Here is a 25,090-nt window from a genome sequence, read left to right as displayed (position 1 = left end):
TCAATCCATCATCGCGACCTGGATGTCGCGCGGGCCGCTGAACGGGTTGCGCCCGTGCGCGACGAGGATGTTGTCAAGCAGCAGCACGTCCTGCTCGTGCCAGCGAAACGCGGTTTCCTCGGCGTCGATCGCGTCGTAGACGGGATCGAGGTCCTCGGCGGGCATCGGCGATCCGTCGCCGTAGCGGATGTCGTACGGCAGCGCGGCGCGTGTCTTGTAGAACGATTGTAGCGCGCGCAGGATGGTCGGATGCACGACGCGCGCGTTGATGTGCTGCGTGCTCGCGTGGTTGAACCAGACCTCCTCGCCCGTGCGCGGATGCGCGACCGTCGCCGGGCCGACATGCGTGACCGTGATGCTGCCGTCCGGCAGCCACTCGAATTCGAGCTGCGTCGCGCGGCACAGCGATTCGACCTCGGCGCGCTCGTCGGTCATGAACGCGTCCTGCCAGCGCCGGTAGAACTGGTTGAAGTGCGTGGGCATCGGCTTCGCCGAGAAATTGCGCCGGTACATCACGCCCTTGCTGCGGAACCGCTCGAGCGTGCGCGCGGGCAGGCGGCGCGTGACGGCGCGCATGTCCGACAGCGGCGTCTCCCCGCCGACGGGCGCGGCCTGCCGGCAGTAGAACGAGATGAGTCGCGGATAGCGCGACATGTACGCCTTCTCCTGATGCAGGCTCAGCTTGAACGGCGCGGGCAGCTGCGTCGATTCGTAGACGTTGCCGTCGATCGCCTTGCGCGGCGACGCGCCCGCGATGTAGCCGAACGCGTGCGGCGCATAGAGATCGGTCATCGCGCGGAACGCGTGCGTGTCCGGCACCGCGAAGCCGCGCAGCAGGAGGCCGCCGTGCTCGAGCAGCAGTGCGTCGAAGTCCGCGCGATGCGCGTCGAACCACGCGAGCGCCGCGGCGCGCTCGGCGGCGAGCGCGCCGCCGTCGTGCGGCGTGATGACGAGCGGCAGCAGCGTGCGTTCGCTCCTGAAGCCGCACAGCACGCCGGGGTCGAGCCGCGCCTGCGCCTTCAGCGCCGACGCGTTCTGGAAGGTGATCGAATCCTGGATCTCGCTCATGACGGCAGCCCCGGTTTGGTGAGCAGAATCTCGAAGCCGAGCGCGCCCAGGCCGAACGGCGGGCTCGTCACGCTTGCGTGGCCGGCGAGGCCGGCGGCCGCGACGAGCGCGCGCGCCTCGGCGAGCGTGAGCTTTTCCTCGAGATGCGTCGGCGGATAGTTCGCGGCCGCGCGCATCTGCGTGAAGCGCTCGAGCAGCGCGGGCGGCGCGTCGCGGCGCATGTCGTGCACGACGCCGACGCCGCCCGGGCGCAGCGCGCGGAACATCTCGGTCAGGCTCAGCGCCTTGTCCGGCAGGTGATGCAGCGTCGCGCGGCTGACGGCCATCGCGAGCGACGCGTCGTCGAACGGCAGCGCGAGCGCGTCGCCGATCTTCAGCTCGACGCGCTCCGCGAGGCCGAGCCGCGCGATGCGCGGCACGCCTTCGTCGAGCATCGCGGGATCGAGATCGACGCCGACGAAGCGCCAGTGCGCCATCGACGGGTCGGCCGCGAGCCGCACCGGCACGACGGCCGTGGCCGTGCCGATGTCGGCGAGCGTGCCGGGCGGCAGCGCGCGTGCGAGGTCGCGGATGCGCGCGATGAACAGCGCGTCCCACGGCGCGAGCGCCTCGGTCGCGAAGCGATCGTAATCGTCGGCGGGGCGCAGATTCTTGAGCAGCATGTCGGACTCTCCTTGAATCGCCAGCGGTTGAGAAAGGGCGCTACAGCCAGCCCACGGGGACGGCCGCGAGCATCCGGCGGGCGGTCGCGCTGTTCGCGCCGAACGCGGGCCGGCGGCGGCGTTCGACCGCGTGCGCGGCCATTGCGGCGATCCGCGCGCTCAGGCCGACGCCGATTCCCCATTGCGGCTCGGCGATGCCGAGGTCGAGGAGCGCCGCGCCCGTCGCGAAATCGATGTTCGGCTTCAGGCTCTTGCGTCGCAGCGCCTGGTCGCACGCCACGTCGAACATGTCGACGTAGCGCCCGCCGAAGCCCCACTCCGCGAAGAGCGCGCGAATGCGCGGCGGGCGCGGGTCCGCTTCGAAGAGCGGATGGCCGAAGCCCGCGAGCAGCGCGCCGGATTCGTCGAGCACGCGATCGATCGCGTGCCGCACGGCGGCGTCGAGCCCGGCCGGTTCCTCGTCGATCCGCCGCGCGACGGCGAGCAGCCACTGCATCGCGTTGCGCGCGGCGCCGACGTGATTCGGGCCGCTCGACATGAAGCCCGCCGCGATCGCTTGCGACAGCGATACGCCGGTGCCGATCGCGCAGCGCGGCACGAGCACGGTCGGCGTCACGTAGCCGAAGCCGCCGTGCCACGCGACGAGGAGCGCGTCGATTACGCGCTCGGCGTGCGGCGAGCCGGCGCCGCTCGCGCCTGCCGCGCGCAGCACGCGCGCCGCGTGGCTCGTGCCGGGATCGTCGACGCCTGATTGGCCGAGCGCCGCGCGCATCAGGTACGGCGCGCCCGCGAGGCAGCCGAGCAGCGTGTCGAAATCCGCGCCCCAGCCGGCCGCGACGGCGTCGTCGAACGGCGGCCGCTCGATGTCGCGCAGCAAGCCGGTCGCGGCGGCGAATACCATCTCCACGCCCGTTTGCGCGACGCTCGCGGCGGCGGCCGTCGACAGGTTGCCGTGCGCGAAGCGCACGCCGTACTGCGCGAGCCGCGCGCGCAGCGCCGCGCTTTCGGACGGCGTGGGCAGCCGCTCGAACCACAGGTGCCAGAGCGCGTCCTCGAACGAGACCGCGCCGATCAGATCGTTCAGGTTGCGCTCGCGCACCCATAGTCCTTCGGGATCGAGGGTCACGCCGTCGATGTCGGTGCCGCGATAGCGGGTGGCCGGCCGTTTCAGCAGCTCAGGTGCGAGTCCCATGTCATTCGACCTCGGCGAGTTCTTCGGCGGTGATCGCGCACGCGATGTCCGGCAGCGCATCGATCGCGGCGGCGTGCTGGGCGGCGAGCGGAAGCAGGTTCGCGAAGCAGTAGCGGGCGGCCTTCACCTTGCCGCGATAGAACGCGGCTTGCGCGGCGTCGGCCGCGACCGCGCCCTGCGCGAGGCGGCGCTCGGAGACGCAAGCAGCTTCGAGCAGCGACCATGCCGACGCGACGAGCCCGAACATCTCGAGAAAGCGCGTGTAGACCTGGCTGCTCGCGTGCATGTGGCCGTCCTGCACCGCGCGCGCGATCGAGGCGAGCGCGCGCTCGAGCGCGTCGGCGGCGTCGCGCAGCTGCGCGAACCACCCGGCGAACGATTCGGGCGCATCGGGCTCGATGCGCGAAAGGCCCGCATCGAGCGCGTCGCGGAAATAGCGCAGCAACAGCGGCTTGCGGCCGAAGCCGAGCTTCTCGCGCACGAGATCCTGCGCCTGGATGTAGTTCGTGCCTTCCCAGATCGACAGGATCTTCACGTCGCGCGCGTTCTGCTCGACGGGGCTCGCGTCCGTGTAGCCGACGCCGCCGTGCACCTGGATCGCGGTCTCGCAGATGCGCCACGCCTGATCGGAGATGAACGCCTTGCAGATCGGCGTGAGCAGCAGTTGCAGCTTGCGCTCGCGCTCGATATCGGCCGGGTCCGCGCCGGGCGTCGCCTCGAGGATCGCCGCGCGCGTCGCGGCCGCGGTCAGCTTGCCGAGCAGGCCGCGGCATCCTTCGACGCGCGCCTTCATGTCGAGCAGCATCCGCTGCACGTCGCCGTGCTCGACGATGCGCACGCGCGGCGCGGCGGCGTCCGACGCGGCGTCGATCCGCCGGCCCTGCACGCGGCGGCGCGCGTACGACACGGACTGCAGATACGCGCTCGACGCGACGCCGATTCCGAATAGCCCCGTGCCCATGCGCGCCTGGTTCATCAGCGGCACGAGCTGCAGCAGGCCGACGTTCCTGCGGTTGCCGAGCAGATGCGCGCGCGTCGTGCCGCTTCGGCCGAACACGAGATGCGTGTTCGCGCAGCCGTTCAATCCCATCTTGCGCGGCACCGCGACGCATTCGACGTGATTCGGTTCGAGCTCGCCCGTCGCCTCGTTGCGCCAGAAGCGCGGCACGATCAGGCACGACAGCGAGAACGAGCCGGGCGCCGTCGAGCCGATGCGGCCGAGAACGAAATACAGCGTGTTCTCGGTCAGGTCGTGCATGCCGGCCGAGATGTAGACCTTCTCGCCCGTCACCGCGTAGACGTCGTCGCCGAGCGGCGTCGCGGCCGTGCGCACGGCCGTCATGTCGGAGCCCGCCTGCGGCTCGGTCGCGCAGAAGCATGCGTCCCAGTCGTAGCGCAAGAGCGGCTTGCGCAGCGCCTTCTGCCCGGGCGTGCCGTGCAGCGTCAGCAGCTTGCAGGCCGGATGCGTGAAGCCGCCGTACGTCATGAACGACGGGTTCGCGCCCATCAGCATTTCGAACACCACTTGCTTGACGACCATCGGCACGTCCGCGTGCGGCGCGTCGCCCGCTTCGGTCGAGTGGCGGTCGAACAGCAGGCCCGCCCATTCGTCGCGAAAGCGCGGCCACAGCGCGTGGAAATCGGCGGGGATGCGCACCGTGCCGTCCTCGCGCAGCGAGCACGATTCGATGTCGCTCGCGCGATAGCTCTCGCCGATCTCGAGCGCGAAGTCGCGCGCGCGCTCGAGGAGGCGGTCGTAGTAAGCGCGGTCGTGCGTTCGGTACGGCGCGTGCGAGAGGAACGCCGTTTCGGCGTCGAACAGTTCCCAGAGAAAGAAGCGCAGTTCGCGCAGGCTGACTTGATAGGCGCTCATGACGGATACCGGGTTCGGGTGGACGGAGGCGCCGCGTGCGCGCCGCGCAGCTCGGCAACGAGCGCGCCGGCACCGCCCGCGAGCGCGGTGTCGCAAAAGAGCGCGAGCCGCCGCTCGCCGGGCGCGAGCGACGCCTGCGCCCGCGCGAGCGCGCGCGGCGTATCGGCGGTGGACAGATGCTCGGCGCCGTCGCGCGTTTGCAGACGCGAAGGGGGAATCGCGAGCGCGTGCGCGAGCGCCGTGCGAAACGACGAGCCGAAGCCGCTCGGCGCGAAGCAGTCGATTTGCGCGGCGTCGACGCCCGCGTCGCCGAGCGCCGCGCGCGCCGCGTCGACGGTCGGCGCGATCAGCGCGCGTTCGAGCTCGGCGGGCCGCCGCGCCCACGGATCGGCGATCGCGTCGCCGTGTGCGAGCGCGTGGCCGAGCACGCGCGCGCCGCCGTTGCTGCCGCTGCCTTCTCCGCCGTCGCTTTCGCCGTCTCTTTCGGCGCTGCCGCCGCCGTCGTCCGCATCGGTGTCGCTCAGCAGGAGCGCGGCGGCGCCGTCGCCGTATGCGACGAAGTCGCCGTACGCGCGCAGAAACGGATATACCCATTTGTCCGCGGCGACGAACAGCATCCGGCCGCCGTGCCGCAGCAGGCCGCTCGCGAGCGGCAGCGCCGTATAGAAGCCGAGCGTGCCGCACTGGCCGAGCGCGAACGGCACGACGTGCTTCAGTTCGAGCGCATGCTGCATCCGGCCGGCGACGGATTCGCCCGCCTGCTCGTTGAGCGACGCCTGCGCGACGACGATGTGCGAGATCGACTCGCGCGCGCTCGGGCCCGCCGCGTCGACGACGTCGCGCACGGCCGCGAGCGCGAGATCCGACAGCGTCAGCCCGTCCGTCTCGACGGGCAGCGACGCGGGCGTGGAGCGCGACAGATGCGCGAACGCGTCCGCGTCGTAGTCGAGCCGTTCGTACGGCATCGCGAAGCGGATCGCGCTCGGCGTGAGCCGGCCGTCGTAGCGATAGCGGCCGGCCGCCTGCGCCGCGTCGACCGTTTGGCGGGACGGCTGCCGGATGGCGGTGTGATGGATCGTGAGCATGGTCTTGGTCACCTGATTCAGCCGAGCGCGGCCGCGCGCGGCTCGACGTCGAAACGCGACAGGTGGCCGCTTTTCAGCAGCGGCCTGTCGATCTTGCCGTTGGGGTTGCGCGGCAGCGGCGCGCCGGCGACGTCGATGTGCTGCGGCACCATGTACGACGGCAGCCGCGCGCGGCACGCCTGCATCAGCGCCTGCCGGCATTGCGCGGGATCGCCGCGGCCGTACACGCATGCGACGATCGCCTGGCCGAGCGTCGGATGCGGCACGCCGAACGCGACGGCTTCGAGCGTCTGCGCGCACTCGAACAGGATCTCTTCGATCTCGGTCGGGCTCACGCGATAGCCGGACGTCTTGATCATCTCGTCGGCGCGCGACACGAAGTAGAGAAAGCCGTCCGCGTCGCGCTTCACGATGTCGCCGGACCACACCGCGACGTCGGCGAGCGAGACGGGATGGCGCGCGTGCGGCAGCGGCCGGAAGCGCTGCGCGGTGAGCTCGGGCGCGTTCCAGTAGCCGAGCGTCACGAACGCGCCGCGATGCACGAGCTCGCCCGGCTCGTCGGCGTCGCACTCGCTGCCGTCGGCGCGCAGCACGAGGATCTGCGCGTTCGGCACGGCCTTGCCGATCGAGCCGGGGCGCGCCGCCGCCTCGTCGGGCGGCAGGTACGTCGAGCGGAACGCCTCGGTGAGGCCGTACATCAGATACGGCGCGGCGTTCGGAAAGACCCGCCGCAGCCGTTCGAGGAGCGGCGCCGGCATCGTGCCGCCCGTGTTCGCGAAGCGGCGCACGGCAAGGCGCGGGCCGTCGGGCCACGCGAGCGCGGCGAGCTGCATCCACAACGGCGGCACGCCGGTGATCGACGTGACGCCGACCTGCGCGCACCACGCGGGCACTTCTTCGGCGCGCAGGAAGTCGAGCGGCGCGTAGCACGCGTGCGCGGCGAGCGCGCTCGTCAGCTGGCTCAGGCCCGCGTCGAAGCTGAGCGGCAGCGCGCCGAGGATCACGTCGTCGTGTGCGAGCCGCTGGTAGGCGGCGACGCTCTCGGCGCCCGCCGTCAGATTGCGGTGCGACAGCACGACGCCCTTCGGGCGCCCGGTCGACCCGGACGTATAGAGGATCGCGGCCGGATCGGAATCGACGGCGAGCGCGTGGCCCGCGTAGTCGTTCGCGTCGGGCAGCGCGGCGACGTCGTCGACCCGCCAGCAGACGAGCGCGGCCGGCCGCGCCGCGAGCCGCGCGAGGCGCGGCGCGGTGGTGACGAGCAGGCGCGCGCCGCTGTCGGCGAGGATGTGCAGCACCTGATGGTCGCGCAGCTGCGGATTGATCGGCACGATGATCGCGCCCGCGAGATTCGCGGCGAGCATCGTCACGATCGTTTCGTACGCTTTCGGCGCGTAGGTCGCGACGCGCTCGCCCGGCTCGATGCCGGACGCGGCGAGCGCGGCGGCGACGCGGCGCACGTCGGCCGCGAGCTGCGCGTAGCGCACGCGCCGCCGCGGATCGGCGATCGCGATGCCGTCGGGCCGCTGCGTCGCGGCGGAGTAGAGAAGATCGACGAGTCGGATGTGCGGATTCATGGCGCTCTCATGCCTGACGGATATAGACCTGAGCCGGCTTGTGGGACAGGAAGCCGCTCACGGTGTACGAGTGGTGATAGGCGCCGCACTGCGAGAACACGACGAAGTCGCCCGGCTGCGGCAGCCGCGGATGACGCTCGAGCCGGCCGATCACGTCGGCGCGGTTGCAGGTGTTGCCGACGAACGTGACCGGCAGCGCGTTCGGCGCGCGATGCGCGTCGGCGGGGCTGGCCGGCACGAGCGTCGGCGCCTCCCAGGTTTTCAGGACCGCCTCCGTCTTCGCGAGCAGGAAGTTGTGGCTCATGCCGCCGTCGCACACGGCGATCACGCGGTCGTCCCAGACCTTGACGGCGCGCACGCGCGTGACGAACACGCCCGCGTTCGCGAAGATCGCGCGGCCCGCTTCGTGAACGAGCGTGTAGCGTTTCGCGAGCGGCGCGATGCGCGCGCGATAGCGCTCGAAGGTCGCGTCGTCATGGCCTTTCTCGGAAAAACCGCCGCCGAGGTTCAGATGCGTGACGGGCGCGCGCACGAGCGATTCGATCTGCTCGGCGAGCTGTGCGAGCGCCCATGCGAGATCGGCCGAATCCGCGTCGCCGCCCTTCGTCGGCCCGGCGCGGAAGTTGCCCGAGCCGACGAACGTGTGCAGGCCGGCCACGCGGCGGCCCGCCTGAGTGAGGAGGTTCGCCATGCCGAGCGCCTCCGCGGGCGTCATGCCGAAATGGTCGCGCAGCGACTTCGGCGCATGCGCGCCGAGCAGCGCGCCCGCGTTGATCCGCAGCATCACGTCCTCGGTCTCCTTGCCGGACGCGAGCGCGACGAAGCGGCGCACCATGTCCGGCCCGTCGAGGATGAAGTGGCAGCGCGACGCGATGCCCGCGCGCATTAGCGCGTCGCCCATCGCCGGGTTGTTCAGGTACTTCACGTGCTTGCCGCGCCCGACGACGGTGTCGAGCTCGCCCTGGCTCGCGAGCTCGATGCCGTCTTCGAACGCGTGCGCGCAGCGCAGGAACAGATCCGCGTGCGAGTTCGCCTTCAGCGACACGACGACGCGCGTGCCGAGCGCCGCGCGCAACGCGGCGTAGCTCGCGAGCACGCTTTGCGGGTCGAACACGTAGCAGGGCGTGTCGAGCCCTTCGAGCCAGTCGGCGTGGTCGGCGTCGGCCGCGGCGCGCGGCGCGGTTCCGATCGTGTCAATGTTCATAGGCCTCGGGGGGAGTGGACGACGAATCGGCGGCGAGCGGATGCAGCGCGACGGCGGCGAACGCGCCGACGTTCGACTGCATGACGCCCATCACGTGCAGGCCCGCGTCGAGCGCGGCGAGGCCGTCGTCGGCGAGATTGATGGCGAAATCGGAGCAGCACACGTGGCCGCAGCGCGCGACGTTCTCGCCGAACAGCCGCTCGGTGGGCACGCGCAGCGCGCGGCAGAGCGCATGCCAGCCGCGCAGATCCGTGTTGATCGGCAGGATGCGCTCGTAGCCCGTGATCGGCCGGCCCGTCAGCGCGCACGCGGCGTCGACGATTCGGTGCGTATGCAGCCATTCGGTCGAAATCATCGTGCGCTCGACTTCCTTCGCCGAGTCGGAGCCCGGATACCACGCGGCCTGGTTGCGCAGCGCGATGCCGCCGACGCGATTGCGGCGGCTGTTGCGGGTCACGAGCAGGCATGCGGCGCCGTCGCCCTGGATGCCGGAGAACTGGCGCAGGCGGGTCGCTTCGTCGTACGCGCGGTCGGCCGACACGACGAGCGCCGACTGCGCCTGCGGATACGCGGCGAACAGCGCGTCGATCATGCGGATCGCCGCGGCGATCGACGCGCAGTTCAACTGCGCGATCGATCCGCTCCATAGCGGCCGGATGCCGTGCGCGTGCGCGACTTCGTAGAGCAGGCTGCGCGGCGGTGCGGGCATGCTGAAAGTCTGCGTGTGCACGTGCACCATCAGATCGATCGACGACGGCGCGATGCCCGTCGCGTCGACGAGCGCGCCGACCGCGCGCGACGCGAGCTCGACTTCGCTCGTCTGCGGCGCGGCATGGAAGAAGCGGCAGCCCGATTCGAGGATCGCGTCGACCTGCGCGCGCGGCCACGCATGGCGGGCCGCCCATGCGTCGATGTCGATCGCCGCGTCGGGCAGCTCGTATGCGGCGGCGTCGATGCCGATCCAGTGGTTCGCTTGATCTTGGCGCATGGCGTCACAGGTCCATCGCGAGCGGCATGTCTTCGTAGTCGATCACGTCGAGCTGCTCGAAGGTCCGGCGCACGCGCGGCGTCAGCAGGCCGATCTCGCGGATCGTCGGCACGAGGCGGCGGAAGATCGAGCGGCGCAGCGCGCGCGACACCTCGGATTCGCGCACCATCTGCGCGCACGCCTGCTTCGAATAGCCGAGCGGCTCCCAGATGTCGTCCGCGCACAGGTGCTCGTACAGCACCGACGCGCCTTCGCTCACGAACTCCTCGCGCTCCTTCAGCTCGGCCGACGTCATGTCCGAATACACGCGGGCGAGCGTGAGCCGGCCGACCGCGAAGTGGCGCGCCTCGTCGCGCTGGATGCGCGCGAACAGATCCTTGACGAACGGATCGGTGCTGAACGCGACGACGGTCTGGAACGTCGACAGCGCGATCCCCTCGACGAGCACCTGCATCCCGAGGTTCGTGATGTCGAGCGCGCTCGACGTGACGGTGTCCTTCAGCAGCCCTTCGAGCGAGCGGCTCATCGGATAGCGCACGCTGATCTTCTCGTTGACGAGCTTCGCGTACGCTTCGACGTGGCGCGCCTCGTCCATGATCTGCGCCGCCGCGCACAGGCGCGCGGACAGGCTTTCCTCGGCGCTCGCGAGCTTCGACGCGCAGATGAGCGCCGCCTGCTCGCCATGCAGGATCTGCGACAGCAGCCACCCCTGCCAGTGGTGGCGCATCTCCGCGCGCTCGGCGGCGCCGAGCTTGTGCCACAGATCGGTGCCGAACACGAGCAGCATGCCGTCGGGCATCCCGAGCGGGTTGTCGGGGTTCAGCGTCACGTTCCAGTCGATGTCGCGGTTGACGTCCCACTGGGCGGCCTTGGCCTTGTGATACAGGTTCGTCAGCGCGGTCTCGCGATATTCGTAGTCGCTCATCATCAGCGCGTCGACGGGCATCGACCAGCGATGGCCGCGGGCGGCGTCTTCGTACGGTTGCATAGTGGCTTCCATGTTCGGTTAGGCAAAACGGGCGTCCGGTCGGACCGGGCGGCGGGCCGCGCCGCCGTCGGCGCGCGCGAGCCGCACCGCGTAGCGCGGCCAGTCGCGCAACAGCGCGGCCTCCAGCGTGTCGAGCCGCTCCTCGCTCGCGCTGGCGAAGGCGAGCGTGTTGTCGCCCGGGTAGTCGAGATCGCGGCGGATTCGGTCGACGATGCCTATGCCGGGCCGAGCCTCGACGCGCGACCAGAACGCCATCTGCGAGCCGAGCCCGCTGCCGATCAGCACGCGCGGATCGAGCAGGTTCGCGGGCAGCGCGCCGTTGTACGGCATCCGGAACCGGACGTACACGCGCGTATCGGCGCCGAGCGCCTGCCACAGCGCGTCGACGAGCTCCGACATGAAGCGCGCGTACTGCGTGTGGTCGAGCAGCACGGGGGCGGTCGAATCCGGCTGATACGCGGCGAGGCGCGCGTAGTCGTCGGTGGTGGCAGCGGGGATGCCGTAGCTCGACGCGCGCACGAGCACGGGTGCGCGGGGCGCGCGTTCGAGCCGGTAGCGGCGAGTGGCGAAGTGCGTCATGCCGGGTCCAGGCGAAAGCGTGCGTCGGCGCCGTACGCGATCTCGGCGATCGCGAAGTAGCCGTTGAGCGCGAGCGAGCCGACGATCGCACGCGCCGCGGCCGGCGCGCCGGGCGCGCAGCGATGCAGCAGCAGCGAGATCCATGGGTCGCTGCCGAACGCGTGGCCGAAGCGTGCGTGGCCGTCCGGGTGCACGGGCGCGTCGCCCAGGCACTTGAGCAGCGCGCGGCGCGACGCCTCCTTGAAGAACGGCGGCGCGACAGGCGTGCCCGGCCGTGCGCGGCCGAACGCGGCAAGCGCGCGGCCCAGCATCGCGAGCGCGTGCGCGGGCGGCGCCGCGCCCAGATGCAGCGGCCAGTCGGCACCCGGCGCGACGTCGAGCGCGAGCGTGCAGATGCCGAAGCCGGATGCGCCCCATTGCGGATGGCTCAGCCAGTAGCTGAAGCGATGGATGTCGACGTCGACGATCTGCAGCAGCAGCCGTCGCGTGCCGGTATGCATCGCCTTGCCGAGCGTCTCGCGCAACACGTAGCCCCAGCTCGCGCACTCGTAGCCGTGCGTGAGCCAGTCCGCGGCGCGCGGCCCGTGCGATGCGATCGCGCGGGCGAACGCGGCATGATGCGGCGAGTCGTCCATCAGCAGGCCGGACAGGATCGTCGAGCACACCACGTAGTCGTCGATCGCGTCGCCCGCGCGCGCGGAACCGGCGCACGCCAGCGCCTCGCGCCCGAGCAGGCGGCCAAGCCGCGCGGCGGCGTCCAGCAGGTCGTCGACGCCGCCCGCGGCGGGCGCCGCGACGCGCCGGTAGGCGAGCGCGCGCACCTGCAGGCGCGCGGCGGTCAGCGTCGTCGCGGCGGGTTCCGGAATGGGGGCGAGCTCGATCATCGCGGCCTCGTGTGCTGCTTTCGCGCCGCGCGTCAGGCGGCCGTCTGCGACGCGCGCAGTTCGGCGTCGAGCTGCGCGAGCGTCGTGTATTGCGTGATGTTCAGCGCTTCGGGATCGATCGAGCCGTACAGCTGCTCGCAAAAGACGATCAGCTCGACGATGTTCAGCGAGTCGATTCCGAGCTCGCCGATGCCGACGTTGGTTTCGACGGCCTCGACGTTCAGGATCTTCGCGACCTCGCGTGCGAGAAGGGGCAGCGTTTCAGTGGCGGGCGTGCTCATGACGGTTTCCTTTTTCGAGTAGAGAGACAACACGGCGAAACAACGATGAACGACGGATCAGGCGCGTTTCGCGCCCATCCGGATTTCGTAGTAGCAGCGGTATGCGCTGCCTTCCATCTTCGACAGCGCGAGCAGGTCGCGCTGATCGTCGAAGCGGCGCACCGCGCCCTGGCGCACCAGCTCGCCGAGCAGCTCGTTCGCGGCGAACTTGAGCGCGAGCACGCGCTGCACGCTGTCGGCGCCGTACACGGTCGAGCGCGACTGCGTGCGCGCGCCTTGCGCGACGAACCGCCAGACCGATTCGTGCGCGGGCGACAGCGCGAGCCGGTCTGCGCGCGCGAGCCAGCCGACGTGCGCCATCAGCGCGCGCACGAAATAGGGGCGCACGATCGTCAGATACTTGTTGAACACGTTCGGGCCGCCGATGCGCAGGCGATCCTCGGGCGTCGTCTCGACTTCGCCGCGCACGTTGCCGAGCTGCAGGCCGCCTTCGAGGAACGGCTCGCCGCATGCGGCGCGCTCGAGCGTGCGGTACTGCTCGGGCCACACGAGATAGGCGGCCGGCATGAACGCGCCCGGCGCGCGCACGGCCACGAGCCCGATGCTTTCGCGATGCGCCTCGATGCCCCACACCTTGTCGATCGCCAGCACCGTGCGGCCGTTTTCGCCGCGCACGGTCGAGCGCCAGCCCGCGAGCGCGGGGCCGCCGCCGTCGCTCATCAGAAAGCGCAGATGGTGGCCGGCCGCGCGGTGCGCCTCGACCTTCGCGTCCTGCTCCGGCGTGAGAAAGAGCGTCGACATCACGCGCGAGAAGCCGCGCATGAACGGCTTGAAGTGCGGGGCGAAGCCCTCGCGCGCGATTCGCTCGAGCGTGGCCTCGGTCTCGGCCGATTGCTCGTAGCGCAGCGGCGTGGTCGCGCGCGCGGCGTCGGCCGGCTCGGCCGGGGTGCGCGGCTGCGCGATGATCATGTCGCTGTCGAGCAGGCGCGTCGCGCTCGCGCGCAGCAGCGCGTCGAGCGGCGCGGGCAGCGCGCCGAACGCTTCGAGGCGGTCGCGGATCGGTTGCGCGGCGAGCGCCGGCAGATCGGCGGCGTCGAGGTGCGAATGCGTGTCGGGCAGGGTGTCGAGCATCATGGGCAATCGGGTTCGGGCATGCGTTGATGAACGTCGTATGTGGGCGGCGCGCGAGAGGGAGGATCGCGAGGCGGCGGCCGTCATGGCTGCGGGGCGAGGCGCTCGACGCCGGGCAGGCGCGACGGCGGCGGCGCGATTTCGCGCAGCTCGCCGCTCATGAACATCGCGCGCGCCTTCAGCCGTTGCGGCTTGCCGCTCGTCGTGCGCGGCAACGCGCCCGGCTCGACGAACGCAATGCGTTGCGCGCAATAGCCGAGCCGCTGCTGCATGCGCGTCTGCAACTCGGCGCGCGAATCGCTGTTGACGCGATTCGCATGCGCCTCGACGAGGACGACGAGGTTCTCGGTGCCCTGCGTTTCGTCGTGGATGCCGACGGCGATGCACGCGCCCTTGTAGACGGCCGGATGGCCGTCGATCGTCTCCTCGATCTCGTGCGGGAAGTAGTTGGTTCCGCGAATGATGATGATTTCCTTCTTGCGGCCGAGGATGAAGAGCTGGCCGCCGCTCACGTAGCCGATGTCGCCCGTCGCGAACCAGCCGTGCGCGTCGAACGGTTGCGGCGCGGGGGCGTCGGCACTCGGCAGGTAGCCCTGCATGACCGATGCGCCGCGTATGAAGATCTCGCCCGTGTCGCGTTCGGCGACGGCGCGGCCCTGCGCATCGCGGATTTCGTAGGCCATCTGGTCGAGCGGCGCGCCGACGGCGAGCAGCGTGTCGGTCGCGCCGGCGTGGCCGTCGGGCACGGGCGTCGCGCGGTGATGCTGCGCGAGCGCCGCGGTGTCGATGCGATCGGCGATCACGTGCGCGAACGCCCGAGTCGCCGGCGCGTCGATCGAGCGGTGCAACGTGACGGCGAGCGTCGCTTCCGCCATGCCGTAGCAGGGCTGCAGCGCCGACGCATGGAAGCCGTACGGCGTGAACGTCGCGGCGAAATCGGCGAGCGTCGCGCGGTCGACCCGTTCCGCGCCGACGAGGAACGTGCGCAGATGACTGAAGTCGGCGTCCTCCATCGCCGCCGCGTTGAAGCGGCGCACGCAGTAGCGCAGCGCGAAGGTCGGCGCGACGGCGATCGTCGAGCGCGTGTGCGCGATGCGCTTGAGCCAGCCGAGCGGGTTGCGCACGAAGCTCATCGACGGCATCAGCCGCAGCGACGTCCCGTAGTACAGATGCAGCAGCAGGCTCACGAGGCCCATGTCGTGATGCAGCGGCAGCCAGATCACGGTGTTGTCGGCGGCTTGCTTGCTGTAGCCGCACGCGTTCGCGATGCCCGCGATGTTGCTCTCGACGTTGCGGTGGCTGATGATCGCCGCCTTCGGATGCGACGTCGAACCGGACGTCAGTTGAATGTGGTGCGTATCGTCGCGGCCGCGCGGCGCGAGGCGCGGCTCGGCGCCCGTCGACGCGGCGCGGAGGATGCCGACGTCGATCACGCGCGCGCCCGTGCCGCGCAGTTGCGCCTCGAGTTCGGCGACGTGCGCGGATGCGGTGAACACGAACGTCGGACGATAGAGCTGGCAGGCGACCTCGAGCACTTGCGGGCTCGCGCCGTTCGCGCGCTTGAGCGGCGCGGGCACCGTGCACGGCACGACGCCCGACAGCACGCAGCCGACGAGCAGCGCGAGATAGTCGTTCGTCGCGGGCAGCGCGAGGAGGGCGAGATCGCCCGCGCGCGCGCCGAGCGCGTTCAACGCGGCGCTCATGCGCAAGCCCGCCTCGCTCAGTTGACGATAGGACAGCACGTGCTCGATGCCGCTCTCGTCGAGCGTGCCGATGCCGTGCGCGCGGCAGATCCGCCCCTCTCCGAGCGGAGCCAACAGCTTGTCGATCAGCGACGAGGAATCGCGCATTGACTGCCCCTTTATTAAAAATCCGCTAAAACTCGATTTGCAATAATTAATTCGGATTGTTTGGCTTATTGGCCTGTTTTCCTGACAATTTCCATACAAAAATGAAATGTCGGGTCCGAATTTCATTTGCGACACGCGTGGCGGCGAATTTCGGTCAATGAAACATTCGCTGCCGGAATGGTGGGCGGCGTTGTGTCGATCGCAATAAAACCGCGCTGGAAGGCCGATCCGGCTGCATAGTGGGCAGGTTTCGATCGCCGGAGGCGAATTATCGTGCGTAACGGACACGCTAAGAAAACTGTACAAACGTCTAGCGAAAATTAAGGTATAAATGGTTGTCGAATTTCTGAAATATCGATAACTGTTGACGAGGCGTAGTCTCGCCCAATAAGGCTGATTAATGCCAATACCGAATTGCGACAGATTGATACTTGGAACGAAAAGATGATCGATCTACGACGTTTGCGCTATTTCATCGTCGTCGCCGAGGAGCTTCATTTCGGCAAGGCGGCGCAGCGGCTGCATCTCGCGCAGCCGCCGCTCACGCGACACATTTCCGCGCTCGAAGGCGAACTCGGTTTGCGCCTGTTCGATCGCTCGACGCGCTCGGTGAAGCTCACCGCCGAAGGCGAACTGTTTCTTCCGCACGCACGCGACGTGCTCGACGCGGTGCATCGCGCGGAGGCCGCGTCGCAGCGCGCGGCGCTCGGCAAGGAAGGCAAGGTCGCGCTGGGCTACACGAGCTCGGTGCCGCTTTGCGATGCGTTCGGCACGCTGATCCGCAATTTCGCGCGCTCGTTTCCGGACATCGAGCTGTCGCTCGTCGAGGCTTCTTCCGCGCAGCAGAGCCGCAGCATCAAGGAGGGCCTGCTCGACATCGGCATCGGCTGGAAGAATTCCATCGACGACTACGAGGGATGCAGGGTCAAGACGATCGCGGCCGAGACGCTCGTCGTCGCGGTGTCCGAAGAATGCGGGCTGGCGGACGAGGCGTCGCTGTCCGTCGATCGTCTCGCGGACGAGCCGTTCGTGCTGTTTCCGCCGGGCTACGGCTCGACGCTCGACCGCAAGGCGTTCGACCTTTGCGCGGCGGCGGGCTTCACGCCGCGGCGCGGGCCGAGCGCGTCGCAGATGACGACGATGATCGCGCTCGTCGCGGCGGGACGCGGCGTCGCGATCGTGCCCTCGGCCGTCTCGACGCTGCGCAAGCCGGGCGTCGCATACGTGCCGCTCATCGACGATTCGGCGTTGATCGAGCTGGTGCTGATGTGGCGCGAGGCGGGACTGTCGCTTGCCGCGCGCTCGTTCGTCGAATGGCACAAGGCGCACGTGACGCAGCGTATCGAGAGCGCGGTCGGCGTCGAGTGACCGAGGCGCGCCGCACGCTGCCGAGCGTTGCGGCCGGCTCGCGGCGGCTCGCGGCCCTCCGGCGCGCCCGCTTGCCGCGGGAAGCGTCCGTCACGCTCGCCGCCCCGTGAGTCCGATACGGCGCATGTCGCACACGCCGCACAGGTCGCACACGTCGCGCCGCTCGCGGCTTCCTCCATTCGTCCTCCTCCTTCGTTTCGCTTCGCCCGGGCACCCGGGCCGCGCGTCGGCCCACGAGGCAGGGCCCGGATCGTCGCGGGAATCGCCGATGCGCCGCTCCGCTTTCGCCGCGCGACGACATCATCCGACGCGGGCCGCGAGCGGCGTCCGCCGTACATACCAGTACGGATGACTGGTTCTATTTCGGTCTCAATCGAACGGCTTCCCAAACCGGTTGGCGCATCTGACGCACGTCAACGAGGCTTCACGCCATCGGGTAAATACCTAGCCCAAAACGCTTTGTAAATAAAGGGTTTGAGCGTGCCGTCTCCCTTGTCTGGCAACCGTTTCCGCGATTTCCGGCGGGCCGCCGGCGATAAATTGACTGGTATTATTTTGGTTATATAATGGCCTCGCTTTCGGACGACGCCCTTCCGTTTTCGCACCCGGAGACCTATGGATATCGGCTGGTCGGCGCTGACGCCGGACGCTCGCAGCGACACCCCGCTCTACTTGCAGCTCGCCCGCAATCTCGCCGGCGCGATTCGCGGCGGCGCCTGGCGCGCCGGCGAAGCGCTGCCGTCGGAGCGCGGGCTGTCGGCGGCGGCGGGCGTGTCGCGGATCACGGCGCGCCGTGCGCTCGCGCTCCTCGTCGAGCAGGGCCTCATTCGCCGCGTGCGCGGCGCGGGCAGCTTCATCACGCCGCGCGTCGCCGATCCGCTGTCGCGGCTCGCCGGGTTCACGACGAAGATGCGCCAGCGCGGGTTCGCGCCCGATTCGGTGTGGCTCGCGCGCAGCCTGTGCGCCGCGAGCCGCGACGAGATCGCGCGCTTCGGCCTGTCGCCCGGCGCGACGGTCGCGCGCCTCGAGCGGCTGCGGCGCGCGGACGGCGTCGTGATGGCGTACGAGCGCTCGACGCTGCCCGCGACCTGCGTGCCCGAGCCGCAGGCGCTCGAAGGCTCGCTGTACGACTACCTGCAGTCGCACGGTGTCGAGGTGGTGCGCGCGTCGCAGCGTTTTCGCGCGGTGAACGCATCGGCCGACGTCGCGCAGTGGCTCGGCCTCGCGCCGGGCGCGGCGCTCCTCGTCATCACGCGGATCGGTTACGGCGCCGATCGGCGGGCGATCGAAGCGACCGAAACCTATTGCCGCGACGACTATTACGATTTCGTCGCCGAGCTGAAACGCTGACACGACAGACTGTCCGCGGCGGCCGGGACGACCCGCAAACCCTCTCGCAAGCAGTAAGCAGCACCGATCCCATACGCATCACCAGATATCAGAGAACGTCATGCTGACCGGAAACATACTGACCTCCGAAGGCTGGATTCACGGCTCGCTCGAGTTCGAGAACGGCCGGATCACGGCGCTGTCGGGCGACGCGGCCGATCCGTCGAAGAACGACGCGCAATACGTCCTGCCCGGCTTCATCGATCTGCACGTGCACGGCGCGGGCGGCGCGGACGTGATGGAAGGCGGCGACGCGATCGAGACGATCGCGCGCACGCACGCGCGCTACGGCACGACGAGCCTGCTCGCGACGACGATGACCGCGCCGCGCGACGAGCTGATGCGCGTCGTCGCGGAGCTCGGCGACGTCGCGCGCGTGCGCACGCCGGGCGGCTCGCGCGTGCTCGGCGTGCATCTAGAAGGCCCGTACATCAATCCCGGCAAGCTCGGCGCGCAGCCGGACGCGGCGGTGTCCGCGGTGCTCGACGAGGTGCTGAAGTACCTGTCGATCGCGCCGATCCGCGTCGTCACGCTCGCGCCGGAAATCGCCGGCCACATCGAGATCATCTCGGAGATGGCCGCGCGCGGCGTGCGCGTGCAGCTCGGCCATTCGCTCGGCACGTACGACGACGCGGTCGCCGCGCTCAAGCACGGCGCATGCGGCTTCACGCACCTGTTCAACGCGATGTCGCCGCTGCATCACCGCAATCCCGGCATCGTCGGCGCGGCGCTCGCGCACGCCGAGTACGCGGAGATCATTCCCGACCTGCTGCACGTGCATCCGGGCGCGATCCGCGCGGCGCTGCGCGCGATTCCGCGGCTGTACGTCGTGACCGACAGCACGTCGGCCACCGGCATGCCCGACGGCGAATACCGGCTCGGCAGCCAGCGCGTGACGAAGTGCCTCGGCGGCGTGCGTCTGGCCGACGGCACGCTCGCCGGCAGCACGCTGACGATGGACCAGGCGCTGCGCAATCTCGTGTCGCTCGGCCTGCCCATCGCCGACGTGTCGAACCGGATGTCGCGCTACGCGGCCGATTACCTCGGCGTCGCCGATCGCGGCCGCATCGAGCGCGGCGCGTGGGCCGACTTCGTCGTGTTCGATCGCGAACTGAACCTGACTGCGACCTACGTCGAAGGAGAATCGATTGTCGAATATGCTTAACGAGGCGCGCGAGTCGGCGCGCGTCGTCGCCGCGCAGCTCGCGGACACGCGCCGCGTCGAGGCGCTCGCGCTTCATCTCGCCGCGCACGCGCCGCAAGTCGCGCTGACCGTCGCGCGCGGCAGCTCCGATCACGCGGCGAGCTACTTCGCGAGCCTGACGATGAGCCGCCTCGGCGTGCCCGTCGCGTCGCTGCCGATGTCGGTCGCGACGCTGCAGCAGGCGCCCCTCAAGGTGCAGGGTCAGCTCGCGCTCGCGTTCTCGCAATCGGGCAAGAGCCCGGATCTCGTCAACACGATGACGGCGCTGCGTGAAGCGGGCGCGCTTACCGTCGCCGCGGTCAACGTGCTGCCGTCGCCGCTCGCCGACGCGTGCGAGCACCCGTTGCCGCTTCTCGCGGGCCCGGAGCTGTCGGTCGCCGCGACGAAGAGCTACATCGCGATGCTGTCGCTCGCCGCGCAGCTCGTCGCGTTCTGGCAGCGCGACGCCGCGCTCGTCTCCGCGCTGCGCGGCCTGCCCGACGCGCTCGAGCAGGCGGGCCGGCTCGACTGGTCGAGCGCCGTCGGCGAGCTGCGCGACGTCGAGCGGATGATCGTGATCGGCCGCGGGCTCGGCCTCGCGATCGCGCAGGAGGCGGCGCTCAAGCTGAAGGAAACGTCGGGCATCCAGGCCGAGGCGTTCTCGAGCGCCGAAGTGCGGCACGGCCCGATGGAGCTGATCGACCGCGACTATCCGCTCCTCGTGTTCGCGCCGCCCGGGCCCGAGCAGGAGGGCCTGCTGCAGCTCGCGCGCGACATGCGCGCACGCGGCGCGCGCGTGCTGCTCGCCGCGCCCGCGGGCATGCCCGATGCGACGCTGCCGCTCGCGCGCACCGCGCACGCGGCGCTCGATCCGATCGCCGCGATCCTGTCGTTCTACGTGATGGCGGCCGAGCTCGCGTCCGCACGCGGCCGCGATCCCGATGCGCCGCGCCATCTGCACAAAGTCACCGAAACACACTGACGATCACCGACGAGACGAAACAGCCATGAGACGCGCCGAGGAGTCACAGTTGAAGCATGCATCCCACGACCAGATCGTGCTGGTCTCTCCCTTGACGGGCCCCGTCGTGCCGCTCGCCGACGTGCCCGATCCCGTGTTCGCGGGCGGCATGTTCGGCGACGGCATCGGCGTCGATCCGCTCGAGGGCCGGCTCGTCGCGCCGTGCGCGGGCATCGTGTCGCACGTCGCGCGCACGGGCCACGCGGTGACGATCGCGGCCGACGGCGGCGCGGAGATCCTGCTGCACATCGGCATCGACACGGTCGAGCTGAACGGGCTCGGTTTCTCGACGAAGATCGCGGAAGGCGCGCGCGTCGCGGCGGGCGATCTGCTGATCGAATTCGATCAGGACGCGATCGCGCGCGCCGCGCACAGCCTCGTGTCGGTGATCGCGATCGCGAATTCGGACGCGTTCGAAGTCGTCGGGCGCGCGGGCGCGGGCGTCGTGAAGGCGGGCGAGACGATGCTGCTCACGCTGCGTGCGCGCGGCGCGGCGGCGGGGGCAGTCGCCGGCGCGGGTGCGGGTGCAGGTGCGGGTGTCGCGGCGGGCTCGGCCGATGCCGCCGACGCGCGCAAGTCGATCACGCTCACGCAGCCGGGCGGCCTGCACGCACGGCCCGCCGCGCGCGCGCGGGAAGCGGCGCGCGGGCTCGACGCGCACGTCGAAGTGCATTTCGAAGGACGCAAGGCGGCGCTGCAAAGCGTCGTCGGATTGCTCGGCCTCGGCGCGGGCGAGCACGCGACGGTCGAGCTCGTCGCCACGGGCCGCGACGCCGCGAAGGCGGTCGAGCTGGTGGCGAGCGAGCTGCTGCGCGAAACGCACGGCGAAGCCGAGGAGAAGCCGGCGCGCGTCGTGTCGCCCGCGCCCGTCGTCACGGGCATCGGGCGCGCGCCGCTCGATCCGAACACGCTCGCGGGCGTGTGCGCGGCGCCCGGCATCGCGGTCGGCGCGCTCGTGCGCGGGGACGACGCCGACATCTCGCCGCCCGAGGTCGCGAGCGGCACGCCCGCGGCAGAGAGCCGTCTGCTCGACCGCGCGCTCGCCGCCGTCGATGCCGAGCTCGAGGCGACGGTGCGCGAAGCGTCGCAGCGCGGCGCGATCGGCGAAGCGGGCATCTTCGCCGTGCATCGCGTGCTGCTCGAGGACCCGGCGCTTGTCGACGCCGCGCGCGATCTGATCAGCCTCGGCAAGAGCGCGGGCTTCGCGTGGCGCGAGACGATCCGCGCGCAGACGGCCGTGCTCGCCGATGTCGACGACGCGCTCCTCGCCGAGCGCGCGGCCGATCTGCGCGACATCGACAAGCGCGTGCTGCGCGCGCTCGGCTACGGGAGCGCGACCGTGCGCGAGCTGCCCGCCGAAGCCGTGCTCGCGGCGGAGGAGTTCACGCCTTCCGATTTGGCGTCGCTCGATCGCGAGCGCGTGACGGCGCTCGTGATGGCGCGCGGCGGCGCGACCTCGCATGCGGCGATCATCGCGCGCCAGCTCGGCATTCCGGCGCTCGTCGCGGTGGGCGACGCGCTCTATGCGATTCCGGAGCGCACGCAGGTCGTCGTCGACGCGAGCGCGGGCCGCCTCGAATATGCGCCGACCGCGCTCGACGTCGAGCGCGCGCGCCACGAGCGGCAGCGTCTTGCCGGCGTGCGCGAGGCGAACCGGCGGATGTCGGGCGAAGCGGCGGTCACGCGCGACGGTCACAAGATCGAAGTCGCCGCGAACATCGCGACGCTCGACGACGCGCGCGTCGCCGTCGACAACGGCGCCGACGCGATCGGCCTGCTGCGCACCGAGCTGATGTTCATCCATCGGCAGGCCGCGCCGACGACGTCCGAGCATCAGCAGAGCTATCAATCGATCGTCGACGCGCTGCAAGGCCGCACCGCGATCATCCGCACGCTCGACGTCGGCGCGGACAAGGAAGTCGATTACCTGACGCTGCCGCCCGAGCCGAACCCGGCGCTCGGCCTGCGCGGGATTCGTCTCGCGCAGGTGCGCCCCGATCTGCTCGACGATCAGCTGCAGGGCCTTCTCGCGGTGAAGCCGTTCGGCTCGGTGCGCATCCTGTTGCCGATGGTGACGGACGTCGGCGAGCTCGTGCGCATCAGGAAGCGCATCGACGATTTCGCGCGCGCGATGGGCCGCGCGCAGGCCGTCGAAGTCGGCGTGATGATCGAGGTGCCGTCGGCCGCGCTCCTCGCCGATCAGCTCGCGAAGCACGCGGATTTCCTGTCGATCGGCACGAACGACCTCACGCAATACACGCTCGCGATGGACCGCTGCCAGGCGGATCTCGCGGCGCAGGCGGACGGCCTGCATCCGGCCGTGCTGCGGCTCGTCGACGCGACCGTGCGCGGCGCGCAGAAGCATGGCAAGTGGGTCGGCGTGTGCGGCGCGCTCGGCGGCGATCCGGTCGCGGTGCCGGTGCTCGTCGGCCTCGGCGTGACGGAATTGTCGGTGGACCCGGGGTCGGTGCCGGGCATCAAGGCGCAGGTGCGCCATCTCGATTACCAGCTGTGCCGACAGCGCGCGCAAGACCTGCTCGCGCTCGAATCGGCGCAGGCGGTGAGGGCAGCAAGCCGCGAAATCTGGCCGGCGGACTGACGCACGTCCGCCGTCCGGGCAATCGCGCGCGTTCGAAGCGCGTTTCAATCAACAGAGCCGATCAATTATTCAACGACGAGACACGATAAGGATTGGAGGATCGAATGGACGGGAATCCGTTTCTGAAAATACAGAGCCTGGGCAGGGCGTTGATGCTGCCGATCGCGGTGCTGCCGGTGGCGGGCATCCTGCTGCGCCTCGGGCAGCAGGACGTGCTCAACATCAAGATGATCGCCGACGCGGGCGGCGCGATCTTCGACAACTTGCCGCTGCTCTTCGCGATCGGCGTCGCGGTCGGCTTCGCGAAGGATAACAACGGCGTGGCGGCGCTCGCGGGCGCGATCGGCTATCTGATCGAAGTCGCGATCATGAAGGACATCGATCCGAAGCTGAACATGGGCGTGCTGTCCGGGATCATCGCGGGCGTCGTCGCGGGGCTGCTGTACAACCGCTACAAGGACATCAAGCTGCCGGACTACCTCGCGTTCTTCGGCGGCAAGCGGTTCGTGCCGATCATCACGGGGCTCGCGTGCGTCGTGCTCGGCATCGTGTTCGGCTACGTGTGGCAGCCGGTTCAGCACGCGATCGACGCGGTCGGCCAGTGGCTGCTGACGGCGGGCGCGATCGGCACGTTCGTCTACGGATTCCTGAACCGTCTGCTGCTCGTCACGGGGCTGCACCACATCATCAATTCGCTCGTCTGGTTCGTGTTCGGCACGTTCGCGCCGGCGTCGGGCGGCGCGGCGGTGACGGGCGATCTGCACCGCTTCTTCGCCGGCGATCCGAGCGCGGGCAGCTTCATGGCGGGCTTCTTCCCGATCATGATGTTCGGCCTGCCGGCCGCGTGCCTCGCGATGTTCCACGAAGCGCCGAAGGAGCGCCGCGCGGTGGTCGGCGGCCTGCTGTTCTCGATGGCGCTCACGTCGTTCCTGACGGGCGTGACCGAGCCGATCGAATTCAGCTTCATGTTCCTCGCGCCGGTGCTGTACGTGATCCACGCGGTGCTCACGGGCTTGTCGCTCGCGATCTGCCAGCTGCTCGGCGTGAAGCTCGGCTTCACGTTCTCGGCGGGCGCGATCGACTACGTGCTGAACTACGGGCTGTCGACGAAGGGCTGGATCGCGGTTCCGCTCGGCCTTGCGTACGGCGCCGCGTACTACGGCCTGTTCCGCTTCTGCATCCGCAAGTTCAACATGGCGACGCCGGGCCGCGAGCCGGCGGGCGCCGACGCGCAAGTGCAGTCGTTCGCGTCGGGCGGCTTCGTCGCGCCGACGGCGGGCGCCGCCGTGCCGCGCGCGCAGCGCTACATCGCGGCGCTTGGCGGCGCGGCGAACCTGTCGGTCGTCGACGCGTGCACGACGCGCCTGCGTCTGTCCGTCGTCGATCCCGGCAAGGTGTCCGAAGCGGATCTGCGCACGATCGGCGCGCGCGGCGTGCTCAAGCGCGGCGGCAGCAGCGTGCAGGTGATCATCGGGCCGGAGGCGGACCTCATCGCCGACGAGATTCGCACGACGCTCGGCAGCGGTGCGGCGTCGTCCGCGCCGGCGGCTGCCGCGCCGGCGGCTGCCGCGTCGGCGGCCGCGGCCGCGACCGGCGCTGCGGCATCGGCCGCTGGCGCGCAGGCGGGGCCGCTCGATCCGGAGCCGACGCGCTGGCTCGCGGTGTTCGGCGGAGCGACGAACGTCGCGTCGCTCGACGCGGTCGCGGCGACGCGCCTGCGTGTCGTCGTGCGCGATCCGTCGGCGGTCGATCGCCAGCGCCTCGCGACGCTCGACGTCGCGTGGGTCGCGAGCGACACGTTCCACATCGTTTGCGGCCCGGCGGCAGCGCGCTACGCGCAGCAACTGGCGGTGCGCCTGCCTTCGACGGACGGCGGCGCGGCGGCGCAGCCCGCCTGACGCGACGACGTGGGTCGGCCGAATCCGCGGCGCGGGTTCGGTTCGATCGCGCCATACGGGAAACGGCTTGCGGCTGTCGCAAGCCGTTTTTTCTTTGACGCGGCGTTTCGCGCGGGTCGTTTTCGCGCTTCGGGCGTTGAACGTTGGAGGCGCACCTCGCACCTCGAACCTCGCACCTCGAACCTCGAACCTCGAACCTCGAACCTCGAACCTCGAACCTCGAACCTCGAACCTCGAACCTCGAACCTCGAACCTCGAACCTCGAACCTC

20 protein-coding genes are annotated in these 25,090 nt (G+C 70.3%); 6 read left to right on the top strand and 14 right to left on the bottom strand.

The genetic code is table 11. From position 1 onward, the window contains the following. The 14 genes from X946_RS21205 to X946_RS21140 all read right to left on the bottom strand — a co-directional run bounded on the left by X946_RS21205 (position 1) and on the right by X946_RS21140 (position 15,362). On the bottom strand, positions 1-1,068 hold the full coding sequence (locus tag X946_RS21205; protein ID WP_038751580.1) for a TauD/TfdA family dioxygenase: 1,068 nt from the start codon (positions 1,066-1,068) through the stop codon (positions 1-3). Next, positions 1,065-1,730, bottom strand: a complete 666-nt coding sequence (locus tag X946_RS21200; RefSeq protein WP_038751577.1) for a class I SAM-dependent methyltransferase — start codon at positions 1,728-1,730, stop codon at positions 1,065-1,067. Before X946_RS21200 ends, X946_RS21205 begins: the two co-directional genes overlap by 4 nt. A gap of 40 nt (positions 1,731-1,770) precedes the next feature. Beyond that, positions 1,771-2,922 carry a citrate/2-methylcitrate synthase gene (locus X946_RS21195; protein WP_038751574.1) on the bottom strand — a complete coding sequence of 384 codons (1,152 nt, stop codon included), beginning with the start codon at positions 2,920-2,922 and terminating at the stop codon, positions 1,771-1,773. A gap of 1 nt (position 2,923) precedes the next feature. Beyond that, a complete protein-coding gene (locus tag X946_RS21190) occupies positions 2,924-4,795 on the bottom strand; it encodes an acyl-CoA dehydrogenase (protein ID WP_038751571.1) in 1,872 nt (623 codons plus the stop codon). Further along, entirely contained in the window at positions 4,792-5,880 is a 1,089-nt protein-coding gene (locus tag X946_RS21185; RefSeq protein ID WP_038751568.1) for a 3-oxoacyl-ACP synthase, read from the bottom strand. The genes X946_RS21190 and X946_RS21185 overlap by 4 nt, the downstream gene beginning before the upstream one ends. 17 nt (positions 5,881-5,897) lie before the next feature. Further along, entirely contained in the window at positions 5,898-7,457 is a 1,560-nt protein-coding gene (locus tag X946_RS21180) for an acyl-CoA ligase (AMP-forming), exosortase A system-associated (RefSeq protein WP_038751565.1), read from the bottom strand. Between the two features lie 7 nt (positions 7,458-7,464). Then, complete coding sequence (locus X946_RS21175) at positions 7,465-8,661, bottom strand: PLP-dependent decarboxylase (RefSeq protein WP_038751563.1); 1,197 nt, start codon at positions 8,659-8,661, stop codon at positions 7,465-7,467. Next, positions 8,651-9,649, bottom strand: a complete 999-nt coding sequence (locus tag X946_RS21170; protein WP_038751560.1) for a 3-oxoacyl-ACP synthase — start codon at positions 9,647-9,649, stop codon at positions 8,651-8,653. Before X946_RS21170 ends, X946_RS21175 begins: the two co-directional genes overlap by 11 nt. A gap of 4 nt (positions 9,650-9,653) precedes the next feature. After that, complete coding sequence (locus X946_RS21165; RefSeq protein WP_038751557.1) at positions 9,654-10,637, bottom strand: ferritin-like domain-containing protein; 984 nt, start codon at positions 10,635-10,637, stop codon at positions 9,654-9,656. Positions 10,638-10,655: 18 nt separating this feature from the next. Then, positions 10,656-11,216 carry a hypothetical protein gene (locus X946_RS21160; protein WP_038751553.1) on the bottom strand — a complete coding sequence of 187 codons (561 nt, stop codon included), beginning with the start codon at positions 11,214-11,216 and terminating at the stop codon, positions 10,656-10,658. Next, positions 11,213-12,100 (bottom strand): hypothetical protein, encoded by an 888-nt coding sequence (locus tag X946_RS21155; RefSeq protein ID WP_038751550.1) that lies wholly within the window; start codon positions 12,098-12,100, stop codon positions 11,213-11,215. Before X946_RS21155 ends, X946_RS21160 begins: the two co-directional genes overlap by 4 nt. Positions 12,101-12,132: 32 nt before the next feature. Then, on the bottom strand, positions 12,133-12,381 hold the full coding sequence (locus X946_RS21150; protein WP_038751547.1) for an acyl carrier protein: 249 nt from the start codon (positions 12,379-12,381) through the stop codon (positions 12,133-12,135). 57 nt (positions 12,382-12,438) lie between these two features. After that, on the bottom strand, positions 12,439-13,515 hold the full coding sequence (locus X946_RS21145; RefSeq protein WP_038751545.1) for a hypothetical protein: 1,077 nt from the start codon (positions 13,513-13,515) through the stop codon (positions 12,439-12,441). Positions 13,516-13,595: 80 nt separating this feature from the next. Then, positions 13,596-15,362 (bottom strand): AMP-binding protein, encoded by a 1,767-nt coding sequence (locus X946_RS21140; RefSeq protein ID WP_038751544.1) that lies wholly within the window; start codon positions 15,360-15,362, stop codon positions 13,596-13,598. Between the two features lie 444 nt (positions 15,363-15,806). Here X946_RS21140 and X946_RS21135 point away from each other — a divergent pair, with 444 nt between their 5' ends. The 6 genes from X946_RS21135 (at position 15,807) to nagE (ending at position 24,820) form a co-directional block, all read left to right on the top strand. Beyond that, a complete protein-coding gene (locus tag X946_RS21135) occupies positions 15,807-16,730 on the top strand; it encodes a LysR substrate-binding domain-containing protein (RefSeq protein WP_038751542.1) in 924 nt (307 codons plus the stop codon). A gap of 615 nt (positions 16,731-17,345) precedes the next feature. After that, positions 17,346-18,080, top strand: coding sequence for a GntR family transcriptional regulator (locus tag X946_RS21130; protein ID WP_038751540.1), 735 nt, complete (start codon positions 17,346-17,348; stop codon positions 18,078-18,080). 100 nt (positions 18,081-18,180) lie between these two features. Next, a complete protein-coding gene (nagA, locus tag X946_RS21125) occupies positions 18,181-19,284 on the top strand; it encodes an N-acetylglucosamine-6-phosphate deacetylase (RefSeq protein ID WP_038751539.1) in 1,104 nt (367 codons plus the stop codon). Further along, on the top strand, positions 19,277-20,284 hold the full coding sequence (locus X946_RS21120) for an SIS domain-containing protein (RefSeq protein ID WP_038751536.1): 1,008 nt from the start codon (positions 19,277-19,279) through the stop codon (positions 20,282-20,284). Before nagA ends, X946_RS21120 begins: the two co-directional genes overlap by 8 nt. A 25-nt stretch (positions 20,285-20,309) precedes the next feature. After that, entirely contained in the window at positions 20,310-22,922 is a 2,613-nt protein-coding gene (gene ptsP / locus X946_RS21115) for a phosphoenolpyruvate--protein phosphotransferase (RefSeq protein ID WP_038751533.1), read from the top strand. Between the two features lie 104 nt (positions 22,923-23,026). After that, entirely contained in the window at positions 23,027-24,820 is a 1,794-nt protein-coding gene (gene nagE, locus X946_RS21110) for an N-acetylglucosamine-specific PTS transporter subunit IIBC (RefSeq protein WP_038751531.1), read from the top strand. Positions 24,821-25,090: the final 270 nt, after the last annotated feature.

The organism is Burkholderia sp. ABCPW 111, assembly GCF_000773065.1.
Lineage (GTDB): Bacteria > Pseudomonadota > Gammaproteobacteria > Burkholderiales > Burkholderiaceae > Burkholderia > Burkholderia savannae.
This window is presented reverse-complemented; position numbering and strand designations above follow the sequence as displayed.